Annotated in this window: 19 protein-coding genes; 11 read left to right on the top strand and 8 right to left on the bottom strand. The window is 38.4% G+C overall.

Annotated features, from left to right (window positions below):
• Positions 1 to 8 precede the first annotated feature (8 nt).
• Both ACQVD9_RS06490 and ACQVD9_RS06485 read left to right on the top strand, forming a co-directional pair.
• A complete protein-coding gene (locus ACQVD9_RS06490) occupies positions 9 to 647 on the top strand; it encodes an FMN-binding negative transcriptional regulator (RefSeq protein ID WP_264745241.1) in 639 nt (212 codons plus the stop codon).
• Positions 648 to 681: 34 nt separating this feature from the next.
• Positions 682 to 1,596 carry an endonuclease/exonuclease/phosphatase family protein gene (locus ACQVD9_RS06485; protein WP_264745240.1) on the top strand — a complete coding sequence of 305 codons (915 nt, stop codon included), beginning with the start codon at positions 682 to 684 and terminating at the stop codon, positions 1,594 to 1,596.
• 35 nt (positions 1,597 to 1,631) lie between these two features.
• Here the strand turns inward: ACQVD9_RS06485 and ACQVD9_RS06480 are convergent, their stop codons facing one another.
• The gene (locus ACQVD9_RS06480; RefSeq protein WP_264745239.1) at positions 1,632 to 1,907 is read right to left on the bottom strand and encodes a metal/formaldehyde-sensitive transcriptional repressor; all 276 of its coding nucleotides are present in this window, start codon (positions 1,905 to 1,907) and stop codon (positions 1,632 to 1,634) included.
• A 243-nt stretch (positions 1,908 to 2,150) separates the two neighbouring features.
• Between ACQVD9_RS06480 and ACQVD9_RS06475 the strand changes: the two genes are divergently transcribed.
• The 3 genes from ACQVD9_RS06475 (at position 2,151) to ACQVD9_RS06465 (ending at position 6,091) form a co-directional block, all read left to right on the top strand.
• Positions 2,151 to 4,139, top strand: a complete 1,989-nt coding sequence (locus tag ACQVD9_RS06475; protein WP_264745238.1) for a TonB-dependent receptor — start codon at positions 2,151 to 2,153, stop codon at positions 4,137 to 4,139.
• Positions 4,140 to 4,454: 315 nt separating this feature from the next.
• On the top strand, positions 4,455 to 5,528 hold the full coding sequence (locus ACQVD9_RS06470) for a catalase family peroxidase (RefSeq protein ID WP_319804727.1): 1,074 nt from the start codon (positions 4,455 to 4,457) through the stop codon (positions 5,526 to 5,528).
• Entirely contained in the window at positions 5,525 to 6,091 is a 567-nt protein-coding gene (locus ACQVD9_RS06465; RefSeq protein WP_264745237.1) for a cytochrome b, read from the top strand. Before ACQVD9_RS06470 ends, ACQVD9_RS06465 begins: the two co-directional genes overlap by 4 nt.
• Positions 6,092 to 6,218: 127 nt before the next feature.
• On the opposite strand, the gene ACQVD9_RS06460 is transcribed toward ACQVD9_RS06465, so the two are convergent.
• From ACQVD9_RS06460 to ACQVD9_RS06450, 3 genes are all read right to left on the bottom strand, one after another.
• Complete coding sequence (locus ACQVD9_RS06460) at positions 6,219 to 6,947, bottom strand: hypothetical protein (protein ID WP_264745236.1); 729 nt, start codon at positions 6,945 to 6,947, stop codon at positions 6,219 to 6,221.
• A 98-nt stretch (positions 6,948 to 7,045) separates the two neighbouring features.
• Entirely contained in the window at positions 7,046 to 7,582 is a 537-nt protein-coding gene (locus ACQVD9_RS06455) for a hypothetical protein (RefSeq protein ID WP_264745235.1), read from the bottom strand.
• Complete coding sequence (locus tag ACQVD9_RS06450; protein ID WP_264745234.1) at positions 7,567 to 7,905, bottom strand: hypothetical protein; 339 nt, start codon at positions 7,903 to 7,905, stop codon at positions 7,567 to 7,569. Before ACQVD9_RS06450 ends, ACQVD9_RS06455 begins: the two co-directional genes overlap by 16 nt.
• A 429-nt stretch (positions 7,906 to 8,334) precedes the next feature.
• Here ACQVD9_RS06450 and ACQVD9_RS06445 point away from each other — a divergent pair, with 429 nt between their 5' ends.
• From ACQVD9_RS06445 to ACQVD9_RS06435, 3 genes are all read left to right on the top strand, one after another.
• On the top strand, positions 8,335 to 9,189 hold the full coding sequence (locus tag ACQVD9_RS06445) for an RNA ligase family protein (protein WP_264745233.1): 855 nt from the start codon (positions 8,335 to 8,337) through the stop codon (positions 9,187 to 9,189).
• Positions 9,189 to 10,331 (top strand): AAA family ATPase, encoded by a 1,143-nt coding sequence (locus tag ACQVD9_RS06440; protein ID WP_264745232.1) that lies wholly within the window; start codon positions 9,189 to 9,191, stop codon positions 10,329 to 10,331. The genes ACQVD9_RS06445 and ACQVD9_RS06440 overlap by 1 nt, the downstream gene beginning before the upstream one ends.
• A gap of 142 nt (positions 10,332 to 10,473) precedes the next feature.
• A complete protein-coding gene (locus ACQVD9_RS06435) occupies positions 10,474 to 10,881 on the top strand; it encodes a DUF5339 family protein (RefSeq protein ID WP_264745231.1) in 408 nt (135 codons plus the stop codon).
• Positions 10,882 to 10,932: 51 nt separating this feature from the next.
• On the opposite strand, the gene ACQVD9_RS06430 is transcribed toward ACQVD9_RS06435, so the two are convergent.
• The gene (locus tag ACQVD9_RS06430; protein ID WP_264745230.1) at positions 10,933 to 11,454 is read right to left on the bottom strand and encodes an isochorismatase family protein; all 522 of its coding nucleotides are present in this window, start codon (positions 11,452 to 11,454) and stop codon (positions 10,933 to 10,935) included.
• A gap of 156 nt (positions 11,455 to 11,610) precedes the next feature.
• On the opposite strand from ACQVD9_RS06430, the gene ACQVD9_RS06425 reads away from it, so the two are divergent.
• Positions 11,611 to 11,982, top strand: a complete 372-nt coding sequence (locus ACQVD9_RS06425) for a winged helix-turn-helix transcriptional regulator (protein ID WP_413774141.1) — start codon at positions 11,611 to 11,613, stop codon at positions 11,980 to 11,982.
• A gap of 169 nt (positions 11,983 to 12,151) precedes the next feature.
• A complete protein-coding gene (locus tag ACQVD9_RS06420; RefSeq protein WP_264745229.1) occupies positions 12,152 to 13,147 on the top strand; it encodes a patatin-like phospholipase family protein in 996 nt (331 codons plus the stop codon).
• Positions 13,148 to 13,200: 53 nt separating this feature from the next.
• Here ACQVD9_RS06420 and ACQVD9_RS06415 read toward each other — a convergent pair whose 3' ends face one another.
• The 3 genes from ACQVD9_RS06415 to ACQVD9_RS06405 all read right to left on the bottom strand — a co-directional run bounded on the left by ACQVD9_RS06415 (position 13,201) and on the right by ACQVD9_RS06405 (position 15,137).
• Positions 13,201 to 14,196 carry an MBL fold metallo-hydrolase gene (locus ACQVD9_RS06415; RefSeq protein ID WP_264745228.1) on the bottom strand — a complete coding sequence of 332 codons (996 nt, stop codon included), beginning with the start codon at positions 14,194 to 14,196 and terminating at the stop codon, positions 13,201 to 13,203.
• Positions 14,197 to 14,310: 114 nt separating this feature from the next.
• Positions 14,311 to 14,691, bottom strand: coding sequence for a YecR-like lipofamily protein (gene yecR / locus ACQVD9_RS06410; protein ID WP_264745227.1), 381 nt, complete (start codon positions 14,689 to 14,691; stop codon positions 14,311 to 14,313).
• 143 nt (positions 14,692 to 14,834) lie between these two features.
• Positions 14,835 to 15,137 (bottom strand): hypothetical protein, encoded by a 303-nt coding sequence (locus tag ACQVD9_RS06405; RefSeq protein ID WP_264745226.1) that lies wholly within the window; start codon positions 15,135 to 15,137, stop codon positions 14,835 to 14,837.
• A 191-nt stretch (positions 15,138 to 15,328) separates the two neighbouring features.
• On the opposite strand from ACQVD9_RS06405, the gene ACQVD9_RS06400 reads away from it, so the two are divergent.
• Positions 15,329 to 16,738: a M48 family metallopeptidase gene (locus ACQVD9_RS06400; protein WP_264745225.1), complete on the top strand. Its 1,410-nt coding sequence runs from the start codon at positions 15,329 to 15,331 to the stop codon at positions 16,736 to 16,738.
• Positions 16,739 to 16,807: the final 69 nt, after the last annotated feature.

Genomic DNA, 16,807 nt, shown 5'->3' with positions numbered 1-16,807 from the left:
GTGCTTCCATGTATATCCCAAAACACTTTCAAGACAATGACCAACAATCCTTATTCAACACTATTCGGCAAATTCAAACAGCCAACCTAGTAACGCAACATCCCTCAGGATTAATAGCCACTTACTTACCCCTTTACTTAGAAGAAACAGAAGGTAAACAAGGTACACTCTATGGTCACATTGCTAAAGCCAACTCACAATGGCAACAATCTTTAACCAATACTGAAGCACTCGCTATTTTTACAGGGCCAGATGCCTATATCACGCCCTCTTGGTACCCTAGTAAACAAATCCATCATAAAGAAGTTCCTACATGGAACTACATTGCCGTACACACCTATGGCACTATTGAATTTATAGAAGAACCTAATACCCTACTAGACATTGTCACCAAACTAACTAACGCCAACGAAAAAAACCGCCAGCAACCTTGGCAAGTAAAAGATGCACCTCAAGACTATATCCAAACTATGCTAAAAGCCATTATTGGGGTAAAAATAACCATCACCAAGATAGAAGGCAAACGTAAACTAAGCCAAAACAAAACCGCAGACAATCAACAAGGTGTTATACAAGGATTAACAAACAGCGAAAAAGCAACCGATAAAGCACTAGCAAAGCTAATGCAAAACAAACTACACTCATAACTCAATTTAAGTAATTACACGGATGTATAAATTTATGATAACAATAACACGCCTAAAGTCTTTACTTAAAAAGCGACTACAGATTATGGCGTGGCTATCACTGGCCTGCCTACTTATAGGTCAGCTTGGAAGGTTATATTGGATACTTGAATTATTTGCCCACTTCGTCCCTTACTATACAGTTCTTATGGCGCTGGGTTGTATCTGTATAACAAATAAAAAACTGCGGCTATTTTTTGCCATTTGTGCAATGGCTGCTCTATACTGGTGTATTACTCCTTGGCCTAATAGCCATACAAATAACGCTGAACAAACTACCCCAGTTCGCTTTTTAAGCTACAACGTACTTTTTTCAAATACCCATATAAAGGCAGAAAGTAACTGGCTAATCCACCATAACAGTGATATTATTTTTCTCACAGAAACCTCCTCTGCTTGGGGAAAGGCACTACAACCTCTAGCAAACATAACCCAACACTGCACAGAATACAGTGACTCCCCCTATGGTATGGCTCTATATTCTCGATTACCACTCACCCGTTGTGAAGTATTTTATACAGCCAATAATAACAGCTATCCTTATATTCGTGCGGAATTAGCAAATGGTCTGGTAGTTTACGGTATTCATCCACCACCACCTATTGACGAAACATTGGTGCAACATCGCAATCACTTACTAAAAACACTAGCACAACAAATACAACAGGAAAAAAACAACGTTATTGTTTTAGGTGATATGAATATTACTGCTTTTTCACCTGTATTTCAGGACTTTATACAAACTGCTAACATCCATTTAACAAGCCCTAGAGCTCGTCCAACATGGCAACCTGCACTACTATCAATTGACCATGCACTCGTACGTAATCCTAAGAAAGTAATGGCAACAGGCAGTTATAGCTGGCAAGGCTCAGACCATAAACCTATTTGGATTAATTATCTTCCTTAATAACACTTCCCATAAATGCTACTACTGGAGACAGCTTATTTAAGATAAGACCTTAAGATCGATACCACCTTCTCTACATCTGCTTGCCTTTCCTCAAAAGACGCCTCTTTTGCACCTAAATGCTCTTTGATATGCCCCTCAAGAACTTCCGACATCAGCCCATTAACCGCCCCTCTAATAGCCGCAATCTGCTGCAAAATATTAATGCACTCTTGTTGTTGCTCCAAAGCATTTTCTAATGCCTGCACCTGACCTTTAATACGTCGAATACGAGTTAACAATTTTTTCTTATCACGAAGAGTATGTGCCATAAAAACAATCCAATAAAATATACTAAGATACAGTATTATACTTTCTAAAAAACTAGCAAAAACCTTTTATCTACCCCCCTATTTACCAATAGCCACTTTTTTATTAGTTATCATCTTGCAAATATTTCAAAATGTAATATTATAACGTTTCATTTTAAATTGTTACATTATAACATTACAAAATAAGTATTGACTATGAAATACAACTACTCAAAACTATCGTACACATTATTTGGTTTAATCATGGCTGATTTCAGCTTGGCTGAAGATGCTGAACAACTAGCCGATATTGCCTTACCTGCCATCACCATTTCAGCCGATCCACTGGCCAAAAACCAACAACAAATGACCACTCCCTCAGAAATACTAGAGGGAGATAAACTCACCCTAAATAAACAAGCCACCCTAGGTGAAACACTCAACAACTTATCAGGTGTACGCTCTAGTAGCTTTGGTGCTGGCGCTAGTCGCCCAGTTATCAGAGGATTAGATGGTGCAAGGGTAAAAGTGCTAAGCAATGGCATGGATGTAATGGATGCCTCCACCATCAGCGCAGATCACAATGTTGCTATCGAACCTATGTTCGCTAAAAAGATTGAAGTACTAAAAGGCCCAGCTACCCTACTCTATGGGGGTGGTGCCATTGGTGGTGTAGTCAATATAGTCGATAGCAAAATCCCCACCTATGTACCTGCTAAAGGTTATGAAGGCGACGCAGAATACCGTATGGATCAAGTATCCAATGAAAGCACAGGGCTAGTAGGTGTTACTGCTGGGACAGGTAATGTAGCTATCCGTGCTGAAGGATTAAAACGTAACCAAGATGAATACCGTATACCAGACCATGAACATAAACAAAAAGGCTCTTACAACGACAGCAATAATGGCAGTTTAGGCATTAGTTGGATTACCGATAATGGCTATATAGGTACTTCTTTTAGTAGACAATACAGCCGCTATGGTCTACTTGCCCATGAACATGCCCATTGTCATACTCACGGTACTCAATGGCACTGCGGTAGTCACGGTGGTGGCGGTGGTCATAGTCATGACCATGATGAAGAGGGTGTTCCTTATATTGAAATGGTACAACGTCGTTGGGATTTACGGGGTGAATACCAAGACCCTTTTGCTGGTTTTGAAGCTATCAAGTTCAGTGGCGCACATACCGACTACCAACACGATGAAAAAGAAGGTGGCGAAGTAGCCACTCGATTTAAGGGCAACACCAACGATATGCGCGTCGAACTTACCCACCAACCACTTTGGGGCTGGCGCGGGGTAATTGGTGGCCAAACCTACCACCGTAACTTTAGTGTTAAAGGTGAAGAAGCCTACATTCCCTCCACTACCACCAAAAACCATGCCGTTTTCCTATTAGAAGAATACACCATTAACGACTGGCGCTATGAACTAGGTGTACGCCATGAATGGCAAGCTATCACCACCAACAACCAACAGCCCAATAAAAACCATCATGGCACCTCCTTCTCAGCAGGGACTGTTTGGAACTTTATAGACGACTATTCACTAGGCTTATCCCTCTCTCGCTCACAACGTCTGCCTACTGTTGAAGAACTCTATGCCTATGGCCCACACGCGGCTAGCCGTACCGTAGAACTAGGTAACGCCAAACTCGATGTAGAAACCTCCCACAATATTGACCTAACCCTACGTAAATATGCAGGCGACACCCAATTTACAGTTAGTGTTTATCGTAACCAAATTAAAGACTTTATCTATGCAGCCGATACAGGTAATAACATAGGTGGTGGCTATCGAGAAATTGCCTACACCCAAAAAGATGCTGTATTAACAGGGATAGAAGGTGATATTCGCTTGCAACTCACAGATCGTGTAGCTACCACATTCTTTGGCGATTATGTACGGGGCAAACTAAAAAATGGCGGTGGTGATATTCCCCGTATGTCCCCTGCTCGTTTAGGGGTAAGACTAGATACCAGTATCACCAACAACATGGATGGCTCAGTAGGTTACTCCCACAACTTTAAACAAACCAAAACCGCCCACTATGAAAGCAAAACCAGCGGCTATAACCTAGTGGATGCCAGCCTCACTTACCATGGCAAACTAGCGCAAACTGATTATCAAATCTATTTAAAAGGTAACAATCTACTCAACAGCAAATACCGTAACCACAACTCATTTATTAAAGATGATGTACTGCAACCAGGCAGAAATGTCACTTTAGGGGTAAAAATAAGTTTCTAATACCAAAAACAGCCACTTTGGTGTAATTGACAAGTATACTTCTGTAAACTATAGTCCTCGCCAATCTTCGCTATACGCACTGCTATGCTTTGCGACTGTTGAACTGTTCACTTTTTGCGTCGCTCATCGCTCAGCTTGAGAAATAGGCCGATCATGTCCTGTCAGAATCGGAATAACTTTTAAAAGCTTATATCAAACTAGCGCACAGCTCCCTATCTACTGTAGCCAGCTTGGTAGTGCACAATTCAAATAGTCGCTTACACAACAAGCCGTGTGTAGAACTCACAGCAAACTTTTTGGAATAAAATACCCTCTATGTCACACCTTAACTTGAGATCAAAGCGCACTTGGCTGGCTTTAATATTAATTGCCATCATCGCTACAACCTTAATATCTGCCTTCGCTTGGACCGCAGGTTGGATCGGAAAACGCCAAACCACCGAAAGTCTAGTAATGGAAGCCGTACAGCCATTCCCTGCGGGGTTTCGACGAGCCCATGGCAAAGGCATATGCTATGTCGGTAACTTCCGCCCTAATAAAGACATTATGTCACTTTCAACAGCACGGGTTTTCAGCCAACCGAATATACCGATTGTGGGTCGCTTCTCAATTGGAACAGGCGATCCACATGCAGTAGACAGCTCCACTAAAACCATAAGTATGGCTTTGTTACTTACCACAGACGACAAACAGCAATGGCGTATGGCGATGAACAACGTGCCTTACTTCCCAACCCACAACCCCGAAGGTTTCTTAGCAATGAGGCAAGCAACCGCCCCCAACCCAGAAACGGGCAAACCCGACCCCGAACGTGTTGCACGTTTTTTACAGGAATACCCAGAGGCCGAGAAGTTTCTCAAAATGACTGCAACAGCAGCCCCACCTGATAGCTTTGCAAACTCAACATTCCATAGCGTCAACGCCTTCTTGCTAGTCTCTGCTGATGGTCAAAAACAACCCATACGCTGGATGATGCGTCCCCATGAAGCACAGTTATCTTTAGCTGAAACTAAACAGCAACACACTACTGATAACTTCCTATTTGACGACCTACGCCATACCCTAGAAGAGCAACCACTGATGTGGGATTTGGTGCTACAACTCGCACAACCAAACGACCCTATCAATGATCCATCGCAACCATGGCCACAAGATCGCCAACAAATCATCGCTGGAACACTGCAAGTAACAAGTGTCGTCGATCAAGCTAAAGGCGCCTGTCGCGACATCAACTTCGATCCCTCAATTGTACCAGCAGGTATCGAAGTTTCTGACGACCCCATACTCAGCGCTCGTTCAGGTGCATACTCACACTCCTTCAATCGTCGGGAACGTGAGATTGGTTATGGTAAAGCCACTGATGCTGTTGGTAAACAGGAGGTCAAATGAAAACTCAAGAAAATACACCCATGACAACCAATACCCACTTCAACCTAACCGCACGCTGTCTGCACTGGTTAATGGCTGTAATGATTTTAGCAATGCTATTTATTGGGGTAGGTATGATGACCTCCCTACATTACCGACTATGGCTGATTAATCTACATCGGCCGCTAGGCATAGCCATCTTATTACTGGTAATCGTTCGCCTTATCAATCGCCTGCGCAATCCGCCACCCTCACTACCTGCCAATCTTCCACAGTGGCAAGTATTGGCCGCCAAGGGATCACATATTCTACTGTACGTCTTAATGCTTGCTCTTCCCCTGATTGGTTGGGCAATGCTGTCAGCCGCAGGCTATCCAATTGTACTCTTTAAAGGCTTTAATCTTCCTGCAATCGTACCCACTAGCCCTATATTATATGCATGGCTACGCGATGCACACAGCCTATTAGCTTGGCTACTGTTCGTGGTGGTAATAGGTCATCTTTCAGCAGCCTTGGTACATGCCTTAATCTATCGTGATGGTGTTTTTTCTAGCATGGCAAAAGGCAGCAAACATCATCAGTAACATTAATACAGCAGCTTGTTATTAAAACCATGCAAAAGGGCGACACTGAGTCGCCCTTAATAACCTATATACTTACAAACTATTAAAAGTGATTGTTAGCAACCACTTTCAAGCTACTTTTTACTTATTATTCACTGTAATTATTGATTACGATATAAGAAGCACCTATCGACTGTAAAACTATCCCAGCATCCTTTGTATAATAGGTATACTTAATCTCACCTCTTCTATTACCAAAAGAAAGCTGTGATTTAACTCTTAATACATCCTCTACCTTCTTACCATTAGGTAAAATCAGCGTTCCCTCACCCACAACTTCACCTACCACCTCAGTTTTTGCTTTTTCCCCAGAACCATTATTACAATTTAGAACGATACTGTATTTTTTTCCATAAAAAATAGGATATTGAGTATCCTCTACAACATCACAGTTACTAATACTTTCATTCTTTTTACCAGCAACCGTTACCTGTCCTAACAAAACACCGGGTGTTTTATAATAATAAATTTTAGCTATATCACCACTTGAATCATTAATAGAAATTAAACATTCCTTTGCTTGAGGAAAAGACTCCTTATAAGGTGTATCTTCACAATTCACTGCTTTAGTTGATACTTTTATAACCTTTGGGGCATCTAAATCTATATTAGAAAAATCCCAAACAACATCTTTGCCTGTTGCAAAAAGATTAAAGTTATATCTATTTTGTAAACCATAAAAATGGGTTGTAGTAAGGTTTAAATCACTTTTCTTAGTATCCTCTAAAGTAATTTGCAAAGCTGGCGCTACGTCTGCAACACTATATAACGACACAAAACTTAATAACATTAAACCAATAACTTTATTTTTCTTCATAAAATAATACATTCCCCAAGAATCTACTTCTGGTTACTTAATAATTAATCATATCATAAAAGCAAATAGCTATTTTGTTATTTGAAATATCTTCTAAATTAATTATTTTTTAATGCATTAAATGAATTTATTATATGGAATACCTTATTAATACTAGGTATCTTCTCAATAGCCTCACGTTTTGCTTGATCTATTTGCATATAATCTGGATAGAACTTAACTTCATCTATTGATAATGTTGAAGCAAGATAAATCGACTTATTAGAACTAGGATCATCATTAACAGAATAATCAGGCACATTAAAAGCTCTTGCCACATTAATTGCTAATAGATATTTATCTTCTAAATTGCCAACACATTTTTTATAATTTTTTGCAGAATGATAAGAAATAATAGCTTTTAATTCCTTCTCATTTAGCTGAATATCTTTAAAATCACTCACAGATAATATATTATTTTTAGACTGTTCTATACACTCGTTATATTTATCAAAATAATTTTTTTGAGCTTGTTCAAGATTGCTAGTTGCTATTTTAATTTGTTGTTTTTCTGCCTCTTCATCTGTTAAAAAATGATAAGCAAATGATTGGCTAGATAACAGTAAACACAACATAAAAATTAATTTTTTAAACATGAACTCAATCCTCCCCAAAACTCTGCCTCTACTCCAGTAGAATTTATTTCCAACAATGCTGCTTCTTTTGCAATAATATTCTTTACTACATTAGGCCAGTCTCCTGCCACCGTAGCTAATAACTCCCAATCTGCTGCTCCAATATTAAAACCTATTTGAAAAGTATTAGATGACTTTGTAAATATTGTGTGAATTGTTGATGATAGTAGCAATGCAGAGCCTAACTTATAAAGCTCTACTTGTTCTCTAATCCTCTCTAACGCTTGTTTACTTTGAGTTCCAAATTTTAAATTATATATTGGTTTACAAGTTGCTGTAGCCATATTTCATCCTTAAACATTAATAAAATAATTTTTTATCAATCATTTTTAACTACACTTGATTAGTCTGAGCATTAAACATCACATTATTATTTTTATAAAACCTAAATAACTTATGCTACCCCCATCTAAAACTCATCTAACAGTCACCAAAATAACCAACCTTAAAATAAACTGAATTTTTAGTTTTTTTAAAAACTACTGATTGACAACCCCCTCTCAACTCACAATAATGCGCCAACTTTTTTATAAACCTTTTTATTCATTGAGGTGGCGAAATGCCTGTAATTACAAATTTTTCTTAATGCCGACAGTGGCCTAACTCTATAAGAAACTTCCCTTTGCTTAACTCACTAAGCAATACCCGTTATACCCCTCTATAGAAACTCTTGCTGTTGTCGGTTTTCCTTAAATCCTTATGGGAGAATGACAATGGACATAAATATCCAAAACATACAACTGGTTAAATATCCGCGCACACCGCACCTACAAGGTTCACGCCTACAACAAGGTGATACCGAACAAGGCCAAGTACCCTACCAACAACTACTAGGGCAATATATTGTCGTAGAAGAGAAATTAGATGGTGGCAACTGTGCAATTAGCTTTTCGGAACAAGGTGAGCTACTACTACAGTCCCGTGGACACTACCTACTAGGTGGTGGTAGAGAAAGACAATTTAACCTACTTAAACAATGGGCGGTAGCACATGAAGATTGGTTATTCGATCGTTTAGAAAACCGCTATATACTCTATGGCGAATGGTTGCATAAAAAGCACTCCATCTTCTACGATCAACTCCCCCACTACTTTTGCGAGTTTGATATATGGGATAGACATAACCAATGCTTTTTATCTACAGCCAAACGCCATGCCCTACTAGCTGATGGGCCTGTTATTTCAGTACCTGTGCTCTATGCAGGTGAAGCACCGACTAAACAACAAAGTTTATTGAGTTTAGTGGAACATTCACTCGCCAAAACAGCCAACTGGAAACACTGTTTTGAACAGATTGTGCAACGGGAACAAATCGACTTAAACAAAGCATGGCAACAGTGTGACCAATCAGACCTAATGGAAGGGCTGTACCTAAAACTAGAAACAGCCGAACACACCATAGGTCGGTTTAAATGGGTAAGACGTGATTTTGTACAAAGCATACTGGATGCCAAACAACATCACTCAGAACAACCCTTTATACCTAACCAATTAGCAACAGGTGTTGACCTCTATGCACCCAAGCTAACTGTTGATTGGTCAACACTCCAAGCAAGGAGCAATAACTAATGGAATACCAAACATTAACCCAACTGATTGCTCATACCGAGCAATCAGGCGATTTAGCAGACTGGTTACAGGCTATTCCACAACTACAAGCACTAACCACCACACCGCAAGACCCTTATTATCATAGTGAAGGCGATGTATGGACTCATACCCAAATGGTGATTAATGCGCTACTGGAACAGCCTGAATATAGCAAGGCAACCACTGATGAACGCTTTGTGCTATTTATGACAGCACTACTGCACGATATCGCCAAGCCAGAAACCACCCAGATTGACCAAGCCACAGGCAAAATCAGTCAACCTGGGCATTCAAGGCGAGGCGCTACCAACAGCCGTCTTTTACTATGGCGGATGGCTGTTCCTTTCCAATTAAGGGAACAAATCTGTCGTATTATTAGCGTTCACCAACTGCCTTTCTATGCCCTAGCAGAGCAACGTGAGGATAGAGCGCCTGAATTTTTACTACATAAACTATCATGGGAACTGCCTGTATGGATGCTCTGTGCCATTGCTAAGGCGGATATACAAGGGCGTATTTGTAGCGATACACAACGGATACTAGATGAAGTAGAACTATTTAAAGAGCTGGCGCTAGAACAAAACTGCCTCTATCAGCCACGCTCCTTTGCAGATGACTACACCCGTATCCAATACTTTCGTGGCGCTAATGTACAACCTGATTACAGCCTTTACCCAACAGAAGGCTCACAAGTAATTATGATGGCAGGCTTACCCGCCAGCGGTAAAAACCATTGGGTAGCTAACCACTACCCCGAATTGCCTGTGGCTTCCTATGATGATGCACGAGAAAAACTAGGACTAAAATATGGACAAAATGAAGGCATGGCAGCGCACTATGTGCTAGACAATGTAAGAGCATGGTTAAGGGCAAAACAACCCTTTGTTTGGAATGCTACTCACCTCACCCGTGAGGTAAGGCAAAAAGCACTCGACCTGCTCTATGCCTATCATGCCAACGTACGTATTGTCTATTTAGAACACCCTGAAAAGGAACTCTACAAACGCAATAGCAAACGAGACACCAGTCTCACCAACAAAAAAATCCAAGGCATGTTCTACAAATGGGAAGTACCCCTCCCCACCGAAGCACAACAAGTGGATTACATTATAAACACTTAACAATAGCCACCCTTGATGGGTGGCTACTCTCACAAAAGCTAACTAAATTGCTTTGTGCTAATAAATCATTAGATCAATATTGACAATTAATTTATTTAAGATAGAGTCTCGTCACTTTATAATTAATAGAGAAGATTAAATAATGAAAAAATATTATGCACCTGCATTAATCGCCGTTTCTTTATTCTCAGCACAAGCTATGGCTGATATCTGTGATACCTATTTTGATAATATGGATGCTCATATAGAGCTTATCGATCGTACTCGTGGTGTAGAAGCACAATATAAAAATACCATAAGCCAACTTTATGCTGCTTCAAAAGCACAAATTAATAACATGCCTAAGGGTCAAAACCGTACCAATACTTGTACTAGAAATAACGCCCGTGTTAAAGATCAAATGGCTGCATGGCAAATGACTTACCAAGGTGATATTTCTTCTCGCTCTACCTCTACCTCTAAAAAAGGCTCTAAAGCGCAAAAAATTAATGACAGCATTAACCAAACAACAGAAACAGTAAACCAACTAGGTAAAATGTTTGGCCTTTAAACAACAAAAACCATCTTAACCAAGATGGTTTTTTTATAGTTAAGCTGTCTATTAATTTAATACTGTTGTACTTTCAACAACTGGAACAATATCACCAAAACCGGCTAAAGCAAATAAATGTACATGCTGTGCTTCTGCTGTACAACAATCTGCTAAGATACTCACCTTATACTGCTTAGCAAATTCTGAAATAGCGGATAACCCCACACAATTAAAGGTCTGCATACCACAAAATAACAACTCTGTAGCACCTAACTTATCCACCACCTCATTTAAATTGGTTGCTCTAAATGAATCTGCTCTGGTTTTAGTCACAATCGTAGCATCTGGCGCTGCTTTTAATAACTCAGGGTGAATTTCTACCCCATAACTACCCTTAATAAATAAATCAGCACCGCTATTATCTGGCGATACATGCTGTACAAGAATAATTGGAATATTAGTCTGCTTCGCTTTTTTTACAACCTTCAAAATACTCTGTAATGCCCCATTAGCATTCCATAAAGGAACCACTCCACCTGGAAAATAATCATTTTGAACATCAATAATAATCAGTGCCTTATTGCTAGTCATAACCTTTCACCTCTTTACTTATAAAATTTCATTATTTTGCTGCTATAAAAGATAACAATACTTACTTTCTTGCTCTTTTGGTTTATTCTAGCTATAAATATCAATCCCACAAGAATGCACTTTTTTGTAATATAGTACCCAAAAGGATACTAAAGAATGTCAAAAAACCTTAAAAAATCAAATAATAACAACATACTGCCAATGGACCACACACCATTAGCCGCTACTATTAATTTAATAGGTGGCAAATATAAATCACTGATCCTTTGGAAATTGACTAATGGCCTGTTACGTTTTTCAGAATTAAGAAGAGAAATCCCCTGCGCCACTCCTAAAATGCTTACTCAACAACTACGTGAGCTGGAAGCAGATGGACTACTACAAAGAAAAGTCTACCCAGTAGTTCCGCCCAAAGTGGAATATTCACTAACCCCCCTAGGAAAAACTATTGTGCCAGTACTTAACACGATGTATACATGGGGAGACAACTATTTGAGCAAACAAGGCATCACCATCCCTAGCCATTAAGTAATTATCAAACAACCTTTATTAATAAGCAGATAATTAACTTAATAAAACAATAATAAGTCACCTTATAAAGTGACTTAATATTCACTTTTTATCTTGCCATAGCCAGAATAAATCATCCAAGTAACTCGCTAAATTGACTGCTCCATTTCAACAATAAGGAGCAATAATGGACTATCAATTTAAAAACCTAGTATTTGAAGGCGGCGGTGTCTTAGGCACTGCTTATCTAGGTGCAGCACAAGTTCTGGATGAAAAAGGCATTCTAAAAAATATCGAACGTGTGGGCGGTACCTCAGCAGGTGCGATCTATGCAGTTGTTACAGGATTAAATTATTCACTGGCAGAAACCACCGAAATCCTTTGGAAAATGGATTTCAATAAATTTATGGATAGCTCTTTTGGCATAATACGTAACACCAATAGGTTACTGAATGAGTTTGGTTGGTATAAAGGTGACTATTTTTTAACTTGGATAAAAAATATTATCAAACAAAAAACAGGTAGCGCAGAAACTACCTTTGCCCAATTAGAACAGCTTAAACAACAACATGGTTTTCGCTCCATTTACTTAATTGGCTCTAATCTATCCACTGGTTTTAGTGAAGTATTTTCCGCAGAAACCACCCCCAATATGACGATTGCCGAGGCGGTTAGAATCTCCATGTCTATCCCCTTATTCTTTGCCTCTCGCAAAGTAAACAATGACACCTATGTCGATGGTGGCACACAGCTTAATTATGCTATTAAATTATTTGATCGTAAAAAATACCTTACGACTAATAACTTTATCGAAACTGAATACTATCAATCGTTAAATACTAGTGCAGAAGGTAATTACCAAGTTGATTATGTATACAACAAAGAAACCTTAGGTTTTAAACTTTCCTCACGAGAGAACATCGACATCTTCTGGCATAAGAAACCGCCTGCCCATACCAAGATTAATGATATTTTCGATTATCTCAAACAACTGGTTGGTGCAGTGATGAATGTACAAGCCGATGTTCATTTACATAGCGATGATTGGGCAAGAAGTATCTATATCGATACACTTGGTGTTTCTGCTATTAATTTTGATTTAACCGATAACAATAAACAACAACTAGTGGAATCAGGTAAACAAGGAACCCTAACTTACTTTAACTGGTTTGATAATAAATAAAGCTTCTAACTAAAGCTCATTAAAAAAGCCTCTTATTAGAGGCTTTTTTATTATCAATTTTGCTTCTTCAAAATAGGACTATATTCTATAGGTACCCATGTATAACCTTTATCATTAGCTCTAACATGTCCTAAACCTGGGAAAGGTAAATGTGCACCCGCTACCCATAATTTATTTTTAGCCGCATAAGCCAATATCTTTTTACGGCTAGTAATAGCTTGCTCACTGTTAGAGTCATACTCTATGGCCACTTCTGGTCTAGTAAATTGCACTGCATGGCTATGAACAATATCCCCCCAAATTAATAAACTATTTCCTTTCGAGGTGACTAAATAAGACATATGTCCTGGAGTATGCCCAGGTGAGGCCATTAACTGTACCTCATTAACGGGTAATCTATCAGTAAAGGTTTTAAATTTATTAGCCGCTTGATAAGGAGCAACAGCTTGTTGTGCCATTTTAAATACAGCTTTAGCCTCTTCTGGCGCTTGTTCTTCTGATTTTTTACTTAACCAATAACCTGCTTCCGCCTGCGTCACATAAAGGGTTGCATTAGGAAAAATTCTTTTACCCTCTTTAGTAATACCACAAGCATGGTCAGGATGAAGATGCGTCAACAACACCGTATCCACTTGCTCTAATGTATAACCTGCTGCTTTTAAATTATTTTCGATCTGACCTGCGGTATCACCAAAACAACTAGCCGCACCCGCATCAATCAAAATTAAATGCTTATTGGTATGAACTAAAAAAGCATTAATTGATGTTTGTACACCATTAGTATCGCTAACAAACATTTCTTGTAAAAGCTTATTCACATCTTTAGCAGTAATACCTTTTAACAGCTTACTCTCAATCTGTACAAAACCATCATACAAAGCGGTTATCTCATAATCCCCTAACATCATTCGATAATAACCTGCCACCTGTGTTTGTTGTTGTACAGGTAACTTCTCATCAGCCAAAATATTGCCAGCAGAAAAAACTAAAGCTACACCCAATATACTTCTAATGAGCATATTTACTAGTGGCTTTTTCAAAGTAATCATTAAATAACATCCTTATACTTTTTTAGAAACAATGAACATCCTGATTGCTTAACAAAAATTTGTCAAGCAATGCTATATGGAATTAATAATCATTTAATACTAAGGCATAACCGCTTATTCTGTAGGTTGTTTATCTACGGTTAAATCAAGATTGCCTTTTTCATAGGCTTCTATATCTTGCTCTGTTAAACATTGATAAGTATAAGCCACCACATAACGTTTACAACTATTCTCTGTTCCTTCACCACACTTAATATCATAATCTGATTTTAAAGATGCTGATTTATAACCCCAGCGTTGGCATTGAATAAGAACCTCCCCTAGTGCATGCTCATGATTCACTATAGGTATAATGTCAGACTCATAATCAAACCCCATAAACACTTGGCCTTTCGCTTTATCAGTACCGACCACACTGAGGTCTTTATAAACAGTGGTTGTTACACAAGCAGTAAGTCCCCCTAACAATGTTATTACTAATAGCTGCTTTATCAACCTTCTTCTCCTTAATCACTTACTGTTTATCAATGTAACCGTACTTATACAATTTTAGGCGAGGTGAATGACTGAATACAGTACAACTAGTACGGCAAAGTCATTCAACGATGTATAAAAATGTAGCGCAATAGCTATATCTATTAACGTCTCGGTACACCTGTCCGAATATTACCTGATATGCCGCCTGTTGTATTCGCCCTAGGTAATGGTTTAGCAATACTACTAGCTGTTCCACTAGATGCCTGCCTTACATTACCACCATAAGCTTTACCCTGCGTATCGTAAACCTTACCTGTTGGTAATTTATCATAAACACTACCATCACTACCATAGATTCGACCGCTAGGTTTTTTTTCATAAGTAACTCTAGGCTTTTCTAAAGGCTCTGCCCAACTATGAACAGTTACTAATAATAACGCACATAACCATAACTTATTCATCATTTACTCCAATAGTTTTCACCTAATTTTATATTAGACCATAGCTTTGCAAGATCGTTTTAAATCCATTACTATAATTACTTAAACTCATTATATCTAAAAATTATATAGGTATAATTTGAAAACAAAAAATTACTCATTATAATGATATAAATTGCAGTTAAATATCCACATATCAGAGAGAGGATTATATTTTGATTGCAGCAGCCAACCTCCCCAACTATAAGCTAGTTAGTACACTTCTAGTATTACCTATACTCATTATTGCTATTATTTTATGGCAATACCCACACACCATTCATCACGTTGTAAAAAATTCATCTGTGAAAACAATGCTATCTGTCAATGTAAAGTATGAAGGCATTATGAAAACCTCAACCACAGACCAGCATCTACAAACGCTGAAAGCTGTTGTTAATAGTAAGAACCTCAACGAACTTGCTACTTACTGTGCACTATTTCTTAGCTTTTCTATTTTATTAATAGCTGGCACTGGTTTACTTCTTGACCACAGCATACAAAATCGAAAACAAATGAAATCGAATAAACAGCTTTATCGAAACCTTTATTTAGCAAAATTATTTTTTCCTATCATTCTAATATTGCTATCAAGTTCATCAATACTTTTACTGGCCTGTTTACTAATGATTATTTTAGTAAAATACGTCAGTAGCATTTTTGCACTCACTACCTTTGCTATCATGATAATCATCACCATTTCTTTATCATGGAAAATCTTTAAAAGCTGTACAGAAAAATCAGATGAAGAAACCCTTAATCTGATAGGCATTAATTTAACTAAAGCAGAAGCCCCTGAGCTATGGCAGTTTGTGCAATCAATCGCCGATAAAGGGCAACTACGCATGCCAGACTATATTGTTATAGGCATGAATCATTGCTTCTTTGTCACTGAATCACCTATCAGTTTTTGGAATGGTAATAGTCTTTCAGGAGGCGCTACGCTCTACTTATCTATCCCCTATATGCACTACATGAGTGAGTCAGATGTAGCAGCCATTATTGGTCACGAACTAGCGCACTTTACCTATAATGACATTCAATATACTCATCACTTCTTTACGATTTCTAAACGTTTAATAAGAAATACTACAGCCATTAATTTACAACCATTGGCTCAAAATACCAGCGCATGGGATTGGCTGTATAGCATTCTTACCTACCCTACGTTAGTATTTGCCGAACACTTTCTAGATAGCTATCATGAAACCGTTCAACAATGGAAACGTTGTCGAGAAGCCAATGCAGATAAGATTGGATCCAAAGCCTCTTCTACTAAACAAATGGCACAAGCAATGTTACGGGTAGCCATAATAACCCCTGCCATTGAATATATTATTGAAGAGTTTTGGTTTGCTGGCGGCAAAAAAGAAAGTGTTCTGAATAGTATTCAACAACTGATTAACCGTCATGGCTTGCCTGATCCATTAATGTTATTACAAAGTATCCAAAGCCACCCTTTGGATAACCACCCTACATTACAAAGACGCTTAGAACTATTAAATATAAAATTAACTGACCCCATGTTAGAAGAGGCTAGTAATAATCAACATAGTGATTTACTTAAACAACTTAAACTTATTTAATCATTAATTTTTATAGTATTAGGAGACAGATCACATTCTTAACCTTTTTTCATAGACATTACTTTTATC

The organism is Entomomonas sp. E7T21, assembly GCF_058693955.1.
This window is presented reverse-complemented; position numbering and strand designations above follow the sequence as displayed.

Excerpts from the sequence above, each read along its gene's own strand:
- ACQVD9_RS06425 (WP_413774141.1), top strand. The coding sequence starts at position 11,611 with ATGTCAAAAAACCTTAAAAAATCAAATAATAACAACATACTGCCAATG.
- ACQVD9_RS06490 (WP_264745241.1), top strand. The coding sequence starts at position 9 with ATGTATATCCCAAAACACTTTCAAGACAATGACCAACAATCCTTATTC.
- ACQVD9_RS06465 (WP_264745237.1), top strand. The coding sequence starts at position 5,525 with ATGAAAACTCAAGAAAATACACCCATGACAACCAATACCCACTTCAAC.
- ACQVD9_RS06440 (WP_264745232.1), top strand. The coding sequence starts at position 9,189 with ATGGAATACCAAACATTAACCCAACTGATTGCTCATACCGAGCAATCA.
- ACQVD9_RS06430 (WP_264745230.1), bottom strand. The coding sequence starts at position 11,454 with ATGACTAGCAATAAGGCACTGATTATTATTGATGTTCAAAATGATTAT.
- ACQVD9_RS06405 (WP_264745226.1), bottom strand. The coding sequence starts at position 15,137 with ATGATGAATAAGTTATGGTTATGTGCGTTATTATTAGTAACTGTTCAT.
- ACQVD9_RS06480 (WP_264745239.1), bottom strand. The coding sequence starts at position 1,907 with ATGGCACATACTCTTCGTGATAAGAAAAAATTGTTAACTCGTATTCGA.
- ACQVD9_RS06470 (WP_319804727.1), top strand. The coding sequence starts at position 4,455 with ATGTCACACCTTAACTTGAGATCAAAGCGCACTTGGCTGGCTTTAATA.
- ACQVD9_RS06485 (WP_264745240.1), top strand. The coding sequence starts at position 682 with ATGATAACAATAACACGCCTAAAGTCTTTACTTAAAAAGCGACTACAG.
- ACQVD9_RS06475 (WP_264745238.1), top strand. The coding sequence starts at position 2,151 with ATGGCTGATTTCAGCTTGGCTGAAGATGCTGAACAACTAGCCGATATT.
- ACQVD9_RS06420 (WP_264745229.1), top strand. The coding sequence starts at position 12,152 with ATGGACTATCAATTTAAAAACCTAGTATTTGAAGGCGGCGGTGTCTTA.
- ACQVD9_RS06450 (WP_264745234.1), bottom strand. The coding sequence starts at position 7,905 with ATGGCTACAGCAACTTGTAAACCAATATATAATTTAAAATTTGGAACT.
- ACQVD9_RS06435 (WP_264745231.1), top strand. The coding sequence starts at position 10,474 with ATGAAAAAATATTATGCACCTGCATTAATCGCCGTTTCTTTATTCTCA.
- ACQVD9_RS06460 (WP_264745236.1), bottom strand. The coding sequence starts at position 6,947 with ATGAAGAAAAATAAAGTTATTGGTTTAATGTTATTAAGTTTTGTGTCG.
- ACQVD9_RS06415 (WP_264745228.1), bottom strand. The coding sequence starts at position 14,196 with ATGATTACTTTGAAAAAGCCACTAGTAAATATGCTCATTAGAAGTATA.
- ACQVD9_RS06445 (WP_264745233.1), top strand. The coding sequence starts at position 8,335 with ATGGACATAAATATCCAAAACATACAACTGGTTAAATATCCGCGCACA.
- ACQVD9_RS06455 (WP_264745235.1), bottom strand. The coding sequence starts at position 7,582 with ATGTTTAAAAAATTAATTTTTATGTTGTGTTTACTGTTATCTAGCCAA.